The organism is Faecalibacterium faecis (assembly GCF_040096475.1).
Lineage (GTDB): Bacteria > Bacillota > Clostridia > Oscillospirales > Ruminococcaceae > Faecalibacterium > Faecalibacterium taiwanense.
In genome coordinates this window covers 1-16,969 of the sequence record NZ_JBBMEP010000024.1, presented here as the reverse complement: position 1 = coordinate 16,969, position 16,969 = coordinate 1, and the positions used below count along the sequence as shown (strand labels likewise).

The 16,969-nt window shown below is 54.1% G+C and carries 17 protein-coding genes and 2 pseudogenes; 7 read left to right on the top strand and 12 right to left on the bottom strand.

Features of this window, described 5'->3' with window-relative positions:
• Positions 1 to 102: 102 nt before the first annotated feature.
• Entirely contained in the window at positions 103 to 1,707 is a 1,605-nt protein-coding gene (pckA, locus tag WMO17_RS11410) for a phosphoenolpyruvate carboxykinase (ATP) (RefSeq protein WP_097774186.1), read from the top strand.
• Positions 1,708 to 1,862: 155 nt separating this feature from the next.
• Positions 1,863 to 2,525 carry a helix-turn-helix domain-containing protein gene (locus WMO17_RS11405; RefSeq protein ID WP_349138142.1) on the top strand — a complete coding sequence of 221 codons (663 nt, stop codon included), beginning with the start codon at positions 1,863 to 1,865 and terminating at the stop codon, positions 2,523 to 2,525.
• A gap of 135 nt (positions 2,526 to 2,660) precedes the next feature.
• Here WMO17_RS11405 and WMO17_RS11400 read toward each other — a convergent pair whose 3' ends face one another.
• The 4 genes and pseudogenes from WMO17_RS11400 to WMO17_RS11385 form a co-directional block, all read right to left on the bottom strand.
• Positions 2,661 to 4,178 (bottom strand): sodium/proline symporter, encoded by a 1,518-nt coding sequence (locus tag WMO17_RS11400; RefSeq protein ID WP_349138141.1) that lies wholly within the window; start codon positions 4,176 to 4,178, stop codon positions 2,661 to 2,663.
• Between the two features lie 280 nt (positions 4,179 to 4,458).
• Entirely contained in the window at positions 4,459 to 5,190 is a 732-nt protein-coding gene (locus tag WMO17_RS11395) for a GntR family transcriptional regulator (RefSeq protein WP_049935159.1), read from the bottom strand.
• 582 nt (positions 5,191 to 5,772) lie between these two features.
• A complete protein-coding gene (locus WMO17_RS11390; protein WP_349138140.1) occupies positions 5,773 to 6,111 on the bottom strand; it encodes a 4-alpha-glucanotransferase in 339 nt (112 codons plus the stop codon).
• Positions 6,112 to 6,117: 6 nt separating this feature from the next.
• Positions 6,118 to 7,647: pseudogene (locus WMO17_RS11385) on the bottom strand (PTS transporter subunit IIBC); the annotation flags it as partial.
• On the opposite strand from WMO17_RS11385, the gene WMO17_RS11380 reads away from it, so the two are divergent.
• Both WMO17_RS11380 and WMO17_RS11375 read left to right on the top strand, forming a co-directional pair.
• A complete protein-coding gene (locus WMO17_RS11380; protein WP_349138138.1) occupies positions 7,576 to 7,776 on the top strand; it encodes a helix-turn-helix domain-containing protein in 201 nt (66 codons plus the stop codon). The pseudogene WMO17_RS11385 and the gene WMO17_RS11380 sit on opposite strands and share 72 nt — an antisense overlap.
• 132 nt (positions 7,777 to 7,908) lie before the next feature.
• Positions 7,909 to 8,202, top strand: coding sequence for a substrate-binding domain-containing protein (locus tag WMO17_RS11375; protein WP_349138137.1), 294 nt, complete (start codon positions 7,909 to 7,911; stop codon positions 8,200 to 8,202).
• A 60-nt stretch (positions 8,203 to 8,262) separates the two neighbouring features.
• Here WMO17_RS11375 and WMO17_RS11370 read toward each other — a convergent pair whose 3' ends face one another.
• A complete protein-coding gene (locus WMO17_RS11370) occupies positions 8,263 to 9,120 on the bottom strand; it encodes an AraC family transcriptional regulator (protein WP_097781024.1) in 858 nt (285 codons plus the stop codon).
• A gap of 258 nt (positions 9,121 to 9,378) precedes the next feature.
• Between WMO17_RS11370 and WMO17_RS11365 the strand changes: the two genes are divergently transcribed.
• Complete coding sequence (locus tag WMO17_RS11365; protein WP_349138135.1) at positions 9,379 to 11,640, top strand: glycogen/starch/alpha-glucan phosphorylase; 2,262 nt, start codon at positions 9,379 to 9,381, stop codon at positions 11,638 to 11,640.
• A 53-nt stretch (positions 11,641 to 11,693) separates the two neighbouring features.
• Positions 11,694 to 11,891, top strand: a complete 198-nt coding sequence (locus WMO17_RS11360) for a hypothetical protein (RefSeq protein WP_349138154.1) — start codon at positions 11,694 to 11,696, stop codon at positions 11,889 to 11,891.
• Between the two features lie 31 nt (positions 11,892 to 11,922).
• Here the strand turns inward: WMO17_RS11360 and WMO17_RS11355 are convergent.
• A pseudogene (locus WMO17_RS11355) lies at positions 11,923 to 12,036 on the bottom strand (winged helix-turn-helix transcriptional regulator); the annotation flags it as partial.
• Here WMO17_RS11355 and WMO17_RS11350 point away from each other — a divergent pair.
• Positions 12,024 to 12,398 carry a tyrosine-type recombinase/integrase gene (locus WMO17_RS11350; protein WP_349138134.1) on the top strand — a complete coding sequence of 125 codons (375 nt, stop codon included), beginning with the start codon at positions 12,024 to 12,026 and terminating at the stop codon, positions 12,396 to 12,398. The pseudogene WMO17_RS11355 and the gene WMO17_RS11350 sit on opposite strands and share 13 nt — an antisense overlap.
• Before the next feature lie 51 nt (positions 12,399 to 12,449).
• On the opposite strand, the gene WMO17_RS11345 is transcribed toward WMO17_RS11350, so the two are convergent.
• The 6 genes from WMO17_RS11345 to WMO17_RS11320 form a co-directional block, all read right to left on the bottom strand.
• A complete protein-coding gene (locus WMO17_RS11345; RefSeq protein WP_349138133.1) occupies positions 12,450 to 14,027 on the bottom strand; it encodes a recombinase family protein in 1,578 nt (525 codons plus the stop codon).
• Between the two features lie 335 nt (positions 14,028 to 14,362).
• Positions 14,363 to 15,337, bottom strand: a complete 975-nt coding sequence (locus tag WMO17_RS11340) for a hypothetical protein (protein ID WP_318177123.1) — start codon at positions 15,335 to 15,337, stop codon at positions 14,363 to 14,365.
• A 156-nt stretch (positions 15,338 to 15,493) separates the two neighbouring features.
• Positions 15,494 to 15,889 carry a DUF4367 domain-containing protein gene (locus tag WMO17_RS11335; RefSeq protein ID WP_242965867.1) on the bottom strand — a complete coding sequence of 132 codons (396 nt, stop codon included), beginning with the start codon at positions 15,887 to 15,889 and terminating at the stop codon, positions 15,494 to 15,496.
• A 1-nt stretch (position 15,890) separates the two neighbouring features.
• Complete coding sequence (locus WMO17_RS11330; protein ID WP_348816635.1) at positions 15,891 to 16,175, bottom strand: hypothetical protein; 285 nt, start codon at positions 16,173 to 16,175, stop codon at positions 15,891 to 15,893.
• A complete protein-coding gene (locus WMO17_RS11325) occupies positions 16,168 to 16,698 on the bottom strand; it encodes an RNA polymerase sigma factor (RefSeq protein WP_348816636.1) in 531 nt (176 codons plus the stop codon). Before WMO17_RS11325 ends, WMO17_RS11330 begins: the two co-directional genes overlap by 8 nt.
• A 64-nt stretch (positions 16,699 to 16,762) precedes the next feature.
• Positions 16,763 to 16,969, bottom strand: a 207-nt coding sequence (locus WMO17_RS11320) for a sigma factor-like helix-turn-helix DNA-binding protein (RefSeq protein WP_349138130.1), incomplete at its 5' end; no start/stop codon positions are given.

Here is a 16,969-nt window from a genome sequence, read left to right as displayed (position 1 = left end):
CATTTACAAACTGCAAGCCTTCTGCGCAGCGCCCGGCCCGCCGGGAAACGCTGTGCCCTATACAGGACGTATGGATCAAACGAAAGTAGAGGTATAGCGAATATGGCAAAGTTGGATCTTACCAAGTATGGCATTACCGGCACGACTGAGATCGTGTACAACCCCTCCTACGAGCAGCTGTTCGAGGAAGAGACCAAGCCCGGTCTGGAAGGCTACGAAAAGGGCCAGGTCAGCGAGCTGGGTGCTGTGAACGTTATGACCGGCATCTACACCGGCCGTTCTCCCAAGGACAAGTTCATCGTTATGGACGAGAACTCCAAGGACACCGTGTGGTGGACTTCCGACGAGTACAAGAACGACAACCACCCCGCTTCTCAGGAAGCATGGGCTGCTGTGAAGGCCATCGCTCAGAAGGAGCTGTCCAACAAGCGCCTGTACGTGGTGGATGCATTCTGCGGTGCCAACAAGGATACCCGCATGGCCATCCGCTTTGTCATGGAAGTTGCATGGCAGGCACACTTTGTCACCAACATGTTCATCAAGCCCACCGCTGAGGAGCTGGAGAACTTTGAGCCCGATTTCGTTGTCTACAACGCATCCAAGGCCAAGGTTGAGAACTACAAGGAGCTGGGCCTGAACTCTGAGACTGCTGTTGTGTTCAACATCACCAGCAAGGAGCAGGTCATCGTGAACACCTGGTACGGCGGCGAGATGAAGAAGGGCATGTTCTCCATGATGAACTACTTCCTGCCGCTGAAGGGCATGGCTTCCATGCACTGCTCTGCCAACACCGACCTGAACGGCGAGAACACCGCCATCTTCTTCGGTCTGTCCGGCACCGGCAAGACCACCCTGTCCACCGATCCCAAGCGTCTGCTGATCGGCGATGACGAGCACGGCTGGGACGACAACGGCGTGTTCAACTTCGAGGGCGGCTGCTACGCAAAGGTCATCAATCTGGATAAGGACTCCGAGCCCGATATCTACAACGCCATCAAGCGCAACGCTCTGCTGGAAAACGTCACTCTGGATGCTGAGGGCCACATCGATTTCGCTGATAAGAGCGTTACCGAGAACACCCGTGTGTCCTACCCCATCAACCACATCAAGAACATCGTCCGCCCCATTTCTTCTGCACCCGCTGCAAAGAATGTCATCTTCCTGTCTGCTGACGCATTCGGCGTTCTGCCCCCGGTCTCCATCCTGAGCCCCGAGCAGACCCAGTACTACTTCCTGTCCGGCTTCACTGCAAAGCTGGCAGGCACCGAGCGCGGCATCACCGAGCCCACCCCCACCTTCTCTGCATGCTTCGGCCAGGCCTTCCTGGAGCTGCACCCCACCAAGTATGCTGAGGAGCTGGTCAAGAAGATGCAGAAGAGCGGCGCTAAGGCTTATCTGGTCAACACCGGCTGGAACGGCACCGGCAAGCGCATCTCCATCAAGGATACCCGCGGCATCATCGACGCCATCCTGAACGGCGACATCAACAATGTGCCCACCAAGAAGATCCCCTACTTCGACTTCGAGGTTCCCACCGTGCTGAACGGCGTGGACACCGGCATTCTGGATCCTCGCGACACCTATGCTGACGCTTCCCAGTGGGAAGAGAAGGCCAAGGATCTGGCAAGCCGCTTCATCAAGAACTTCAAGAAGTACGAGGGCAACGAGCACGGCAAGGCTCTGGTCTCTGCCGGCCCCCAGCTGTAAGCTGATCTCTGACTGATACTTATACGTAAGCAGTAAAAAGGACGTGTTCCCGCAAGGGAGCACGTCCTTTTTGTTTTGTAAGCCGGAAGGTAAACGCTCCGTCGGTTGTGTTTTCCACATTTCTGTGTTATCCTGTGGAAAAGGATGTGAGCAGAATGGATGCAAAAGAATTTGGTGCATTCCTTGCACAAGTGCGCCGGGAGCGGAACATGACGCAGGCCGAACTGGCTCAGCAGCTTCACATTACGGATAAAGCCGTCAGCCGCTGGGAACGCGGCATCGGGCTGCCAGACATCAACACGCTGGAGCCGCTGGCCGATGTGCTGGGCCTGACCCTCGCTGACCTGATGCACTGTCATGACTCCCGTCAAAAAGATGACACTCCTCCCGTTCCTCTGGAAGATTTTTTCACCATGCTGCGCCGCCAGCACACTGTAGACTGGCATTCTGTGCGTACTGCTCTTCTTGCATTAAGCATTGCACTTGCCCTGTGGGGAATTTTTGCCTGTCCAGGCAGATTAGCTGTGCACTGGCGGACTCTCAGCGATGGTTCGCTTCAGGCCGACGGCTGGATGTCCTCCCTAGTCATTTTTCCATTGTTTGCCGGATTTGAATTTCTATCTCTTGAACTCTGGAACAATTTTGAGCAAACCGGTTACTACCGGCGCTGGGGTGAGGCGAATCTTTTTATCATTCACGCCATGTCTCTCGGCACGCCGCTTACCCGTCTGATGCGGCTCGTGCTGGATCTTCTGTTCTTTTTCTGTTTTGGATTTCTGCTTCCATGCTGCGAAGCATGGCTGATCCTTTTGAATTAAATGCCGCTTTCCTCTGCGTCCCCACCCGTGAAAAAGCAAAAGAGCAAAGCCCGCCGGCTTTGCTCTTTTGCATAAGCATCAATCATTTTTCCGCTGCTATGCCCAGAGCGCAGCGGAGGGCATTTTAAATCGTTTTTACTTGGCAGCGTCGAACTCTGCCTCGATCTCTGCCGAGGGTGCCGGGGTGACAAGGCTCACCACAACACAGACCACCAGAGAGATCAGGAAGGCAGGCAGCAGCTCGTAGATGCCAAACACGCCGCCCAGCGGGCTGATGATGTACTTCCATACAAAGACCATCAGGCCGCCGGAGAGCATACCGGCCAGTGCGCCCTGCCAGTTGCAGCGCTTCCAGAACAGGGAGCACAGCACCACTGCGCCAAAGGAGCCGCCAAAGCCGGCCCATGCAAAGCTGACGATGCCGAACACGCTGGAGTTGGGGTCGCGGGCCAGCACCACGCCCACCACGCTGATGCAGATGATGGTCAGGCGGGCAGCGAACAGGCTCTGCTTCTCGGTCAGCTTCATGTGGCCAAACTCCTGCAGGATGTTCTGGGATACGCTGGAGGCCGCTGCCAGCATCTGACTGTCGGCGGTGGACATGGTAGCGGCAAGGATGCCGGCAAGGATCAGACCTGCCAGAATGGCTGCCAGCACGCCGTGCTGGGCGATCAGGCTGGCCACGCGCACGATCAGGGTCTCGCTGGAAGAGCCGCTCAGGAACTCCAGCGCGCCCGCCTTGGTCATGCCCAGGCCCACCATGCCGATGACGATGGAAGCGGTCATGGCAATGACCACCCACACGCTTGCAATGCGGCGGCTGAGCACCAGCTTCTTTTCGTCCTCAATGGCCATGAAGCGCAGCAGGATATGGGGCATGCCGAAGTAGCCCAGACCCCATGCCAGCGTGGACGCGATGTCCAGCAGACTGTAGGAGGTGGCGGTGTTGTCTGCCGCATTGTGGCTTGCAGCCATGGTCAGGTAGCCGGGCAGGCTGCGGGCGTTGTCCAGAACCACATCCCAGCCGCCTGCCACATTGACGCCATACACCAGCACCGCGATCAGCGCCATGCTCATGACAACGGACTGGATCAGGTCGGTGGTAGACACAGCGCGGAAGCCGCCCATGATGGTGTAGCCCACGATGACCACAGCGGACAGGACCATGGCCGCCATGTAATCCACGCCAAACAGGCTGTTGAACAGCTTGCCGCAGGCGGCAAAGCCGGAAGCGGTGTACGGGATGAAGAACACGATGATAATGACCGCGCCCAGCGCGTTGAGCAGGTTGCGCTGGTCATGGAACCGCAGGGAAAGGAACTGCGGCACCGTGATGGCATCCAGATTGGCCGAGTAGCGGCGCAGGCGGCGGGCCACGATGAGCCAGTTGAGCCATGTGCCCACAGCAAGGCCGATGGCCGTCCAGCCCGGCGACGCGATGCCGGTGAGATATGCAAGGCCCGGCATACCCATCAGCAGCCAGCTGGACATATCGCTGGCTTCGGCGCTCATAGCCGTGACCAGCGGGCCCATCGTGCGGCCGCCGAGGTAGAAATCGCTGCTGTCCTCGTTGGATTTGCTGTAGACAAAGCCAACCAGCAGCATTCCCACCAGATAGATCACAATGGTGGCAATGATGCAGATATTGATCATTTGATTACCCCTCTCTTTCTTCCCCTCAACGGGAACATATCTTAAATATTACCACAAAAACCTGCATTCCTGCAAGCTTTTCGGGCAATTCAAGAGCACAAACTGCTGTTTTTCCGGGTTTTGAACAGAAAAAGCAGCATTTCTGGTGCAAAATCCATCAGAAACACTGCCGTCGTAAATTGATATCCGCAGCCCGGCGTAAAGCCGTATCCGTATTGAACCAAAAAAGCACCCCCCTGCCATGGCCTTGTAAGGGTCAGCAGCGGGTGCTCTTTTTGGTTTATGTCTGTACAAAGAAATCCGGGAACCGTTCCAATATCTTCTGGAAATTCTCGCGGTACATGCCAAGGTGATGCTCAAACAGGGCTTCTACGTCCACGTCCAGCGGCAGGCCGTCCCGCAGATAGCCAAAGATCTGCTCGTGCTCTTTCTGCACCGAGGCAATATTTCCCCGGCAAAGGGCCGAGTCCAGATACCGCACACGGTCCATATGGGAAGTAACGTTGTGCATAGCCTCCCAGATGCGGTCGTAGCCGGAATCGTGGTACAAAAGCCTGTGGAAGTCGTTATCCAGCGAGATGAAGAAGTCATCTGCTGCATCCTGATCCAGATAAAGGTCTTCGTTCTGGCGGTTCAGCAGTTCCTGAAATTCGTTCAGCTGTTCCCTTGTCAGCTTTCCGGCCAGCCCGCGCAGCAGCGCCGGTTCCAGAATGCGGCGCATGGCAAAGCCTTCGTTCAGGTATGGAACGCTGATCTTGGACACAATGCTGCCGCGCTGCGGCAGAACATCCACAAGCCACTCGCTTTTCAGCATCATCAGCGCTTCGTGTACCGGTGTGCGGCTCATGGCCAGCTGTTCGCACAGTTCGGCCTCGCTCAGCTGACAGCCCGGCTGCAGCTGCAAGGTCATAATATTTTTGCGCAGCATACGGTAGGCGTAAGCCCGGTTATTTTCGTCCATTCTGCGCACGTCCAGCAGCAGCGGCAATGCGCTGGCCTTTTCTTCTCTCATAGCAGTTCCCTTTTTTGCTTGCCGTAATTTTACCGCAGGGCGCACCGCCCCGCAGACATCTGAAATCACTCTTATTATAAAGCATCCCGCGGCACATGTCAAAAAGAAAAAGCACCAAGCATTGCTGCTTCGTGCTTTTTTGTGGTGCGCCTCGCGCACTCCTATCCGAACGGTGCGCCGCTGGTGGCCATCACCGGCCAAGTGGGGTGCACGGCCGGATATACCATTCCCCTTTTCCTGTTTCATCTCTCCCTCAAAGCCGCCTTGCCTTGCAAGGTAACAAAAAAAAGACGCTTTGCGATCTCTCGCGAAGCGTCTTTGGCTTTTGATGCTTAAAGTATCGCGTTTTCTGTTATTTCTTTTAATCCGAAAATCGCAACAACTTTTTACCTCTGTATTTTCTTGTTTTGTAAAGTTATACAAAGTCCTTTCTTGATTTTTGTCAAAATTAAAAGTCACGCGTCCTGATCCATATTCTGTACTTTTTTATTTGTTCTTTGTCGTTTTTATTTTTGAATAAGTATTACTTCTGCCACTATTCTGCAATAAACTTTCCAAAATCAAGTCCAGAACACTACACTGTCACGCCCAGTTCATCCGGCCGTAGCGGGTGGTCAGCTGGCAGATCTCCTTTTGGAGCTTTTTGCTCAGCTGGGTCTTTTTCAGCCGCCAGCGCCAGTTCTGGCCCACGGTGGAGGGCTTGTTGATGCGGGCAGAGTTGTCCAGCCCCAGCCAGTCCTGCATGGGAACGATGCAGGTCGCCGCTGCGTCCCCCAGCAGCGGAGCGGCGGCGGTCTGGTTCACCTCCTGCAGGGCAAACACCTCCGGCTGCTCCGCTGCGATGAAGTTTACAAAGATCTCCCGCTTGGCCTCATAGTCCGGCTCGATGAGGCTGTGGGTATTCAAAGTCAGCAGTTTCATAGTTTTTTACAGAATATCGTTGATATCAGATTTCAGAACGTCTGCCTTGGGGCCGTACACAGCCTGAATGCCGTCGCCCTTCACCAGCAGGCTCAGGGCACCCTCAGCCTTCCATGCGGCAAGGTCGGCCACCTTGGCGGGGTCTTTCACGGTAACGCGCAGACGGGTCATGCAGGCATCCACCAGCACGATGTTCTCACGGCCGCCCAGCAGGGCGATGATGCGCTCGGCCTGACCGTTGTCGGCCTTTTTGTCGGCCTTCTTCTCGGTCTTTGCGTCGGCAGCGGAATCGTCCGCGTTGTCATCGGTGTAGTTGCCCAGACGGCCCGGCGTAGCCAGATTGAGCTTGCCGATCATGAAGTAAGCCACAACGTAGCCGATGGCAAAGAATGCGATCACGCAGATCACAAAGTTGATGATATCGCCGCCCAGACCGGCCTGCAGGGACATGGGGATGCGGGTGATGAATTCCAGATTGCCGAAGGAGTGCAGGCGCAGATGGATGATGCCTGCCATGGCGAAAGCACAGCCCTGCAGCAGTGCGTACACGATGTACAGCGGCATGGCGCAGAACATGAACATGAATTCCAGCGGCTCGGTGACGCCGGTCAGGAACACGGCCAGTGCGGTGGAGATGAACATGGACTTATAGTTTGCGCGCTTGTCGGCATCCACACGGCGGTACATGGCCAGTGCAATGCCCAGCAGCAGACCGGTAGCACCGATCATCTGGCCTACCTTGAAGCGGGCGGGGGTAACGGTAGCCAGCAGATTGTTGTAAGCAGCCATGTCACCGGCCTTCTTGAAATTGATGAGGTCGTTGGCCCATGCCAGCCACAGCGGGTCCTGACCAAACACCTGACTGCCTGCATTGACACCGGTGGCGATGGTGTAGGTGCCGCCGAAGGAGGTGTAGTTCATGGGGATGGTCAGCATGTGGTGCAGACCGAAAGGCAGCAGCAGACGCTCCAGCGTGCCATAGATGAACGGAGCCAGAATGGGAGAGGTCTCGGAAGAGTTGGCGATCCAGATGCCGAAGTTGTTGATGCCGGTCTGCACGACAGGCCAGAACAGCGACAGCACGATGGAAATGACCACCGAGTAGGCAATGACCACCATGGGCACGAAGCGCTTGCCGTTGAAGAAAGCCAGTGCATCCGGCAGCTTGCGGAAGTTATAGTATTTATTGTAAGCCACACCGCCCACAAAACCGGCAATGATACCCACGAACACGCCCATGTTCAGGGCCGGAGCACCCAGCACGGAGGTAAAGTAGCCGTTGACGGCGATCTCCTGCCCGAACAGGGTGTGGGTCACGGCATTGGGGTCTGCCAGCATGGCGCTGGTAACGCCGAAGATGTTGCCGGTGATCACGTTGATGAGGGCAAATGCCAGCACCGCTGCAAAGGCACCGCCTGCACGCTCCTTTGCCCAGCTGCCGCCGATGGCCACGGCGAACAGGATGTGCAGATTGTTGATGACCGCCCAGCCGATGTTCTCCATGGTGGTGCCAATGGTCATGACTGCTGCGATGTCGCCGCAGCAGCGGGCGTTTCGCCTTCTACGGTGTCCCGCACCTGCAAGGACAGCCCTTCCATCAGCCGGGAAACCAAGGAGCGGGTGCGCCGCATCATGGCGCAGCTGGGCTATGAGCCGAACTTTTAAGCCGAACCAGTAGAAGCTTTTTCCAAGACCATCGGCATCATTCTGCCCTCCTCCCAGCGGGATGTCTACGAAAATGCCTTTCATCTGGAGATCATCCGCGGCATCGGGCAGTTCTGCAACCAGCGGCGGTATGTGAACACGGTCATCACCGGGCAGGACGATGCCGAGGTGCTGGAACAGTTCTGCGGCAAGCTGGGGCTGCGCGTCCCGAAAGACCTTTCCATCGTGTCCTTCAATAACTCGCTGTTCTCCCGCATCACCAGCCCGCAGCTGACCACCGTGGACGTGAACCCCTACCAGCTGGGCATGGAAGCGGCCAGCCAGACCATCAACCATATCGAGAACCCGAATCTTCTGGCAACCAAGATCATCGTGCCGCATAAGCTCATCCAACGGGAGAGCTGCTGCCCGCCGCCGGAGATCTGATGTGCAAAAAACGAGGCCGTTCCCTCTCTTTTCCAGAGAGGCAGAACGGCCTCGTTTTGCTTATTTTTTCCGGTACTCCCGGGGTGTCATGCCGAAGTGCGCCTTGAACGCCCGGTTAAAATAGGAGAGGTTCTCAAACCCGCACCGGGAAGCGATGGTCAGAACCGTCTCATCCGTGGCCTGCAGCGCTTCGGCGGCGGCGTTGAGCCGGAACTCGTTCAGAAAGGCCACAAAGCTCTGCCCGGTCATCTGCCGGAACCACCGCATGAAGTGGCTGGCACTGAAGGAGCAGACCCCGGCGGCATCGGCGACCCGGAGTTCCTCGGTATAATGGGCCGAAAGCCATTGCAGGAGCGTTTTCAGCCGCTGGGTGTCGGCTGTCTCGGCGGCAAGCCGCTGCCGGCCCTGTGCAAGGAGCAGGGCAAGAAACCGCAGCAATGCCCCCTTGACCTGCAGCTCGTAGCCGGGGAGCTTGGCGCGGTTGGCATCTTCCACCTCCCGCAGGCAGGCGGCGGCCTGCAGATAGCATAAATCGTTCGGGGTCAGCCGCGCAGGCAGCGACAAGCGCCCGCTTTGCAGCGGAAGCAGATATTTCTCGGCACAAAGGTCCTCTGCGCCGCCCAGAAGCTCCAGCTCAAAAATGATATTTTCGTATTCCATGCACTGCCCTTCGGCCTGCCGCAGGGCATGGAGGGTGCCGGGCGTAAAAATAAAGATGTCCCCCATGCGGGCCGGGCAGCTCTCAGCGCCCACCTGCACCAGTCCTGTGCCCCGCTTGACAAAGACCAGCTCCATGCTCTCCTGCCAGTGGAGCGCCACCTGCGGAAAGTCCCCCGGAATGGTGCAGGGATACAGATTGAAGGGAAACCGCACGGCACCATGCTGCTTGGTCTCCTGCAAAGATGCCTGATTTTGCATTGTTTCACCTCCCGATGATAGGATTGTACCACAGTCTGCGCTTTTTAGGCAAGATTTTGATTGTTTTATGTGGTATATCTGGAAGTACAGATGTCAAACCTGTTTTCCGCAAGGTGTATTTGAAAACAAAGAAAATGACGAATATTTCGCAAGCACAAGCGGGATCCAAGGCTGTTTCACGCAAGATCCGGCTGTACTTGTAGAAATAGACTAAATTTTCAACTTTTCAGATACACCCTAACAAAGGAGGATGCATTTATGAGCTTTACCGAAACGTTACAGGGTCTCACGGGCAAGCCGCTGGCAGACTGCACGAATCAGGAGCTGTATCTCGCGCTGCTGGAACTCGTCCGGCAGAAGAGCGCCGACCGTGTGCAGCCGGTCACCGGCCGCAAGCTGTACTATATCAGCGCCGAATTTCTCATCGGCAAGCTGCTGTCCAACAACCTCATCAATCTGGGACTGTACGATGAAGCCCGCGATGCACTGGCTGCTGTCGGCAAGAGCCTTTCCGATATCGAAGAGGTGGAACCGGAACCTTCTCTGGGCAACGGCGGTCTGGGCCGTCTGGCTGCCTGCTTCCTCGACTCTCTGGCATCGCTGAACCTGCCCGGCGACGGCGTGGGCCTGCGGTATCACTTCGGCCTGTTCCACCAGTCTTTTGAGGACGGCGTGCAGAACGAAAAGCCCGACCCGTGGCTCACCGCCCACAGCTGGGCAGAAAAGACTGACATCACCTACCCGGTGGAGCTGGCGGGCAAGGAGTACACTGCCCGGCTGTACAAGCTGGCCGTTACCGGCTACGAGGGCCGCACCAACACCCTGAACCTGTTTGACCTTGACACCATCGATGAAAGCATCGTCCATGACGGCATTGCCTTCGATAAAACTGCCATCGACAAGAACCTGACCCTCTTCCTCTACCCGGACGATTCCGATGAGGCAGGCCGCCGCCTGCGGGTGTACCAGCAGTACCTGATGGTCTCTGCCGGTGCCCAGCTCATTCTGGCCGAGTGTGCCGCCCGGGGCTGCGATTACCATGATCTGGCCGACTACGCCGCCATCCAGATCAACGACACTCACCCCAGCATGGTCATCCCGGAGCTGATCCGGCTGCTGGGCGAAAAGGGCATCGAATTTGAGGAAGCCGTAAAGATCGTCACAAAGACCTGCGCCTACACCAACCACACCATTCTGGCCGAAGCGCTGGAAAAGTGGCCCCGCGCCTATCTGGATGCCGTGGTGCCCCAACTGATGCCCATTATCGAAAAGCTGGACGCACTGGCCCGCACCCGCACCAAGGACGAGAGCCTTGCCATCATCGACAAGGACGACCGGGTGCACATGGCCCACATGGACATCCACTTCACCCACTCCACCAACGGCGTGGCAGCACTGCACACCGAGATTTTGAAAAATTCCGAGCTGCATGGCTTCTACGAGCTGTACCCGGAAAAGTTCAACAATAAGACCAACGGCATCACCTTCCGCCGCTGGCTGCTGGAATGCGACCCCCGCCTGACCGCCGCGCTGGAACAGCACATCGGCTCCGGCTTCCGTAAGGATGCCGCCGAGCTGGAAAAGCTGCTGGCCTTTGCTGATGACGAAGCTGTGCTGGACCAGCTGACCGCTGTGAAAAAGGCCAACAAGGAAGCACTGGCAGACTGGCTGCTGCGCACCCAGAAGGTGAGCGTGAACACCGATGCTGTGTTCGACATCCAGTCCAAGCGCCTGCACGAGTACAAGCGCCAGCAGCTGAACCTGCTGTACCTCATCCATCAGTACTACGAGATCAAGGCCGGGCACCTGCCCGCTGCTCCGCTGGTGAGCATCTTCGGTGCCAAGGCGGCACCTGCCTACACCATTGCAAAGGACATCATCCATGCGCTGCTGACCCTGTCCAAGGTCATTGCCGCAGACCCGGAAGTGTCCAAGTGGCTGCAGGTGGTGTTCGTGGAGAACTACAACGTTACCGCCGCCGAAAAGCTGATCCCCGCCTGCGACCTGTCCGAGCAGATCAGCCTTGCCTCCAAGGAAGCTTCCGGCACCGGCAACATGAAGTTCATGCTGAACGGCGCGCTGACGCTGGGCACCATGGACGGTGCCAATGTGGAGATCAGCCAGCAGGTGGGCGAGGAGAACATCTATATCTTCGGCCAGACCTCCGATCAGGTCATCCACCGCTACGCCGTGGGCGACTACGACCCCGCCCAGTGGGTGGAGGGCGATGTCAACATCCGCCGCGCCATCAACTTCCTCACCGGCCCGGAGATGCTGGCCGCCGGTCACGCCGAAAACCTGACCCGCCTGCACAACGAGCTGATCCATAAAGACTGGTTCCAGACCCTGCCGGACTTCAACGCCTACGTTGTGCGCAAGGGGCAGGCCCTCAGCGATTACGCCTGCGACCCGAAAGGCTGGCGGCGCAAGTGTCTGGTGAACATTGCCAAAGCGGGCATGTTCTCCTCCGACCGCACCATTGCCGAGTACGACCGCGACATCTGGCATCTGGGCAAATAGTTTATTATCGCAATTTTATTGATCTTCTGCCGCAGAACGAGATCTATCTAACCATGGGCACCGCCTACGATTTGCGGCATCGCGGCATCAAAGAAGATTTCCAAAATCTACTGTACGCAAAATTTCTATCGGCACAAACTCTATGCTGCCAGAATTTCTGCGCGACCCGCCTGGATGAGGTGGTTGCCGCCATCCGGAAGCACCCCTATTTGGAGCTGCTCTATGAGCCGGGCGCAGATGAACACAAATAAAAGACGGGGTGCTGCACAAATGCACAGCACCCCGTCTTTTATTTATTCTGCTTTCCTCCATCTGCCGCAGCTGAGCGGTCAGAACCTTCTGAGTTACATGACCGATGGACTTTTTCAGCTCCCCAAACCGCTTTGTGCCCGGCATCAGATCCCGAATGGCCGGACGCACACCCGGAGTTTCCCCGCATCGTCTTTCACGGTCTGCGGCATTCCAGTGCCACCTATCAGCTGATGATCTCTGGCGGCAATGTGAAGGCCGTTCAGGGCACCACAGGACACGCTACGGCGGATATGCTGGTGAACACCTATGCGCATATCCAGCAGTCCTCTCGTGTAGAACTGGGCAAGAAGTTTGAGGAAGGTTTCTACGCCAAACAGGAAAGCCCCAGCCCGCAGGCTGTGCCCGCCGCAGGCGAACCGACCATTTCTATGACCGCTCTGCTGGAACTGCTGAAGAATGCAGACCCCGAAGTAAAGGCGCAGCTCCGTCTGGCTCTGCTGACCTAATGCAAAATTTACCACGCATTTCAAAGTAATTCCAGCCCATGCAGAGGATTCCTATGAAAACTCCAACCGTGCAAAAACCGTGCATTGACCGTGCAAGCCCCGATTTTTCGGGGTTACATAACAAAAAAGAACGCCAAATCTTACGATTTGACGTTCAATATCTGGTGCACCTCGCGCACTCATATCCGAACTTTTCTCTGCTTTCACGGCTTCCCCGAAAGCGACCGTCTCTGTGCCTTCCTTATAGTTAAAGGTAATGAGGACCTTATCATCGTAGAGATAGATGGCATTGATGAAAGTATCCACCAGTGCCTGCCGCTGCTCCGGCTGGGTCATATCCAGCTTACGGAAGCGAAGCAGCCAAAAGCGGACGAACTCCTCTTTCATCTTTGGCTTAGCCAGCCGTTCCTCTGCAATGCGGGCTTGCAGTTCTTTTCGCTGTTCTTCCAGCGCTTCCAGCCGCTCCTTGGTGGAGCTGGTCAGAATGCCCATCTGGATAGCGTTCAGCATATTGGTGATGCCGGTTTCCGTTTCCTTCAACTGCTTTTCGTAGATAGGCAGGTCAGTGCTTTCCTGATTTTGCAGCTCCATGACCTTGGCAATGATGGCATTCATGGAAGCATCATCTTCCACCAGCTTCATGGTTTCGGTCACTACCAAATCTTCCAGCCATTGTTTCCGCACTGCCTTTTTATCGCAGGTCTTTTTCTTCTTGGCGGCAGCACACTTGTAATAAGTGTACATCCTGCCGGTATGACTGACACCACTTTCGCCAAACATCAGCGCTCCGCACTTACCACAGTACAGCTTGGTGGTGAGCAGATAACTTTCCTCTGCCTTATGACGGGCAGGGGCCTTTTTATTTTTCGCCAGCTTTTCCTGTACCTTGTTGAACAGTTCCTCCGATACCAGCGCCGGAATCGCATTAGGCTGTACCACATCCCGCAAGCGCAATTCGCCGATGTACCGGCGATTACTCAGCATCCGCTGAATCGTGTTGTAGGATATCTCCCCGCCCATCGAATTTTTAATGTTGTGCGCCTTTAACCAATCCCGCAGGTCAGTCATGGTCGCACCGTCCGCATACTTCTGGAACGTCTGCTCCACATACGGTGCCAACAACGGGTCGGGCTGGTAATGCCGGGTCTCATCGATCATGTAGCCGAACGGAATCGTGCCGCCATTATAAATACCCTTGAGAGCATTTTCGGTCATGCCACGCACGACCTTTTCAGACAGGTCAGCAGAGTAATATTCGGCGTAGCCTTCCAGCACCGATTCCAGAATGATGCCCTCCGGGCCAGCCGAAATGACTTCCGTAGCCGATACCAGCTTCACACCATTGCGTTTCAGCTGGGTCTTGTACCGGGCACTGTCGTAGCGGTTTCGAGCAAAGCGGTCCAGCTTCCAGACAATGATGACATCAAAGATTCCACGCTCACTGTCCTTGATCATCTGCTGGAACTGCGGGCGGTTATCGGTCTTGGCGGAGATGGCACGGTCAATGTAATGCTTCACCACCGTGAAGCCGTTCTTTTCCGCATAGGCGGTGCATTCACGAATCTGGCCTTCGATGGATTCTTCTCGCTGACTATCAGTAGAATAGCGGGCATAGATCACGGCGGTCATGGCAGGCACCTCCCATTTATACATCATTGAACGGTGGAGCGTTCTTTCAAAGCAATGTTTCGTATAATGTATATACCATACTTTGCAACGGATTGCAATAGGGAAAATAACAGCCTAACAACAACTTAAAACTATTTCTTCCACCAGTTCAAACCTACCGCTATCAGACGATTATATCGGATTCCACATTTTGGAAAAATGTGCCGCTTCCTTTACTTCGGACAGGGTGAAAACATAGACCACATCATACCAATGCTTTGCCGGACGAAAATGTTGGTAAAGGCGTACAAACTCTCCCACACAATAAGCCCGAACGGCCTGAATTCCCATCATGTCTAAAAGCGAATTGATTTTGCAATTTCCAATGCCTGGCTTTCCGACACAGAACTTGCTTCAAGTTCAATTGCAACAAAGCATTCTTTCTCGTTATCATAAGCGAGAACGCCTAAATTGTTTACTGGTTCTGAATTTGCACCATCTTGAAAAATTACCGTTGTAAGTGCAGTCGTTCCGCGTTCCGTGGTTTGTATCACATCGTATTTATTATCCGTGTCAAACCTGTAAACCGATCCTAGCCGAAGTGCAGAGTAAACAATCTGCACGGAATCTCTATCACCTTCATATGGTTCATAGGTACTGTATCCAACCGCGCCAACCAACACATGATTTTTGTCATAAATATCATATACTGGATAAGACGGATTCAGGCTTGCAAGAGCAAGTGGTTTATTTTCAGCACGTTGCGTTTGTTCTCTCTTTTGAATTTTCCACCCTTGCGGAAGTTCGATTGAAATAACACTGCTCGCTTGTCCTAATTCTTCAGTTTGAAATTCAATTTGCCGATTTGGTTTCTCCTTGTTTTCAGCTTGTTCTCCTAAAATATCTGATGCGATTTGTCCATATTCTTTATCAGTAGTGATGGATTCCAGATACTGATAAAGCGTATTTCTTTCTTCATCCGATCCTCTATAGGGAAGCTCTGTTTTTATGCCGGATAAAACAAGCTGCTGAAAGTCTTTATCATTCATCAGTTTGTCATATTTCAACACATACAGTGTGTCTTGAGGGAATTTGATAAGACGATTTGTCAACACCGAAAAGCAATCTTCTGTATACCCACCATCCGATTCTTTAAGCTTTTGCAGTATTTGGCTTGTGCTGGCGTTTTCAAGATTAGATAAAAATTCCTGCTCGCTTGTCACCGATGTCGATATAGGAGAGTTCATAGAAGTTGAAGAGGATACTTTTGTTGCGCAAGCTGACAATCCTATGATTGTCGCAACCGAAATTGCAATGAAGCTCCTTTTCATATAGAGCATACACCTCCTGTTTGTTTCCATCAGAAGCTTTTACTTAGATAACGCAGCAACCAACACATTTGTTGCAAGATTTCCCAAATTTGTTTACTTAAACAAAAATCCATCCTCACATTTGTGCTCATCTACAAATATCTAGGCATTTTGCCGTTAATAAATACTTTCTGCAACCTTCATCAACTCATCCAATGAACCATCGCCCATAATTGTGCAGGAAACACCAGCATCCTCCCAAACCAAAATATAACAGGTGACCTGCCCCGGAATCTCACTTGTTCCAAGTGTTGCTTCCTTATCTCCAATCTTTACAGTTGTATAAACGGTATGTTCATTATCGAATGTTTCAATCTGTCCGTATGCGGTTATAATTGAACAATCCACAAAATAGATTTCTCCGGCAGCATTAACATACGCATGAGAGAATGTTTCCTTTTTATCATAGCCTTGCGTATAGTCACGCCAAAATCCGACTTGTACATAATGTTCACTATACGCATCGGGAAGCTGCTCTAATGGTTCTCCCTCAACTTTATAAGTGACTTGCATCTCAATTGGTAAGAATCATCGTATAGACTGTCTTGCGGAAGTCTGCGCTTACTGCAAGCGCACCGAGAGTTAAAATTACCAGCGTCAGGGCTGCAACAAGCACCCGTTTCAGCATAGGGCGGCGTTTATGCAATGCCGCTTGTAGGCGAGCATCCCATCGGGAAGTGTCCGGGTAGCGTTCCTTAAGCTGTGCCGGAGTGGGCAGCTCGTCCAGTTCTTTCTGTGCATCTGCACGGAGTGCCATCATCAAAGCTGCATCAAAAGAAACTTCTGTCCGTTCACTCATGGTGGTTCAACTCCTTCCACAATAGTTTTCTTCCACGGAAAAGCCGCATCCGAACCACTTCGTCCGTCAGTCCAAGCGATTTGGCAATCTCCCGGTTGGTGTAGCCCATTGCCAAAAGGCGCAGTGGGTCACGGTACATCGGTTTCATCTGTCCAATCAGTTCTGTCAGGTGTTCGATGTTGTCGGCGCTGACTGCTGCATCATCCGGCACCGGGGCGTCATCTGGTGTGTCTGGAACTTCTTCCAGTGGTTCCTCTCGCTGCTTGCGAAGCATATCGTATGCACGGCTTCTACTACAACTAACGAGATAAGCGGCGAGTTCGTGACAGTTTTCTCGATGAATTTTAGAAAAATTTTTGGCGACGTATAAAAACACCTCTTGCAGCACATCCTCTGCCAGATACGAATCGCCCATAATTTTGTAAGCGGTATGGTAGACCAGCCGCTTGTAAGTATTATATACATCTTTAAACTGTTCTTCGCTGCTCCGGTCATCCAGAACTGCCAGATACATTGCCAGCATTTTCGCTCACATCCCTCTTATCGGGAGGAATTATGTCAATTTGACACAATTCCTCTCTGCCCATTCAGATAAACCACCACGGCAATTCCAGCCACAGGTTATCCATGGCCTGTTCTTCGGTCTTTTTGGCGCGGCTTTTTGTCAGGTGAAAGTATATCGCCGTGCCGATCAGCGGATGTTCCTCGCCATCAGTAAAGCCATAGCGGTACAGAAGATAGGTCTGCTCCCGCTGGCTCAGCCGTTTCAGAGCATCGTACAGTTCCCGGCGCGA

Excerpts from the sequence above, each read along its gene's own strand:
- pckA (WP_097774186.1), top strand. The coding sequence starts at position 103 with ATGGCAAAGTTGGATCTTACCAAGTATGGCATTACCGGCACGACTGAG.
- WMO17_RS11405 (WP_349138142.1), top strand. The coding sequence starts at position 1,863 with ATGGATGCAAAAGAATTTGGTGCATTCCTTGCACAAGTGCGCCGGGAG.
- WMO17_RS11400 (WP_349138141.1), bottom strand. The coding sequence starts at position 4,178 with ATGATCAATATCTGCATCATTGCCACCATTGTGATCTATCTGGTGGGA.
- WMO17_RS11395 (WP_049935159.1), bottom strand. The coding sequence starts at position 5,190 with ATGAGAGAAGAAAAGGCCAGCGCATTGCCGCTGCTGCTGGACGTGCGC.
- WMO17_RS11390 (WP_349138140.1), bottom strand. The coding sequence starts at position 6,111 with ATGAAACTGCTGACTTTGAATACCCACAGCCTCATCGAGCCGGACTAT.
- WMO17_RS11370 (WP_097781024.1), bottom strand. The coding sequence starts at position 9,120 with ATGCAAAATCAGGCATCTTTGCAGGAGACCAAGCAGCATGGTGCCGTG.
- WMO17_RS11365 (WP_349138135.1), top strand. The coding sequence starts at position 9,379 with ATGAGCTTTACCGAAACGTTACAGGGTCTCACGGGCAAGCCGCTGGCA.
- WMO17_RS11360 (WP_349138154.1), top strand. The coding sequence starts at position 11,694 with ATGGGCACCGCCTACGATTTGCGGCATCGCGGCATCAAAGAAGATTTC.
- WMO17_RS11345 (WP_349138133.1), bottom strand. The coding sequence starts at position 14,027 with ATGACCGCCGTGATCTATGCCCGCTATTCTACTGATAGTCAGCGAGAA.
- WMO17_RS11340 (WP_318177123.1), bottom strand. The coding sequence starts at position 15,337 with ATGAAAAGGAGCTTCATTGCAATTTCGGTTGCGACAATCATAGGATTG.
- WMO17_RS11335 (WP_242965867.1), bottom strand. The coding sequence starts at position 15,889 with ATGCAAGTCACTTATAAAGTTGAGGGAGAACCATTAGAGCAGCTTCCC.
- WMO17_RS11330 (WP_348816635.1), bottom strand. The coding sequence starts at position 16,175 with ATGAGTGAACGGACAGAAGTTTCTTTTGATGCAGCTTTGATGATGGCA.
- WMO17_RS11325 (WP_348816636.1), bottom strand. The coding sequence starts at position 16,698 with ATGCTGGCAATGTATCTGGCAGTTCTGGATGACCGGAGCAGCGAAGAA.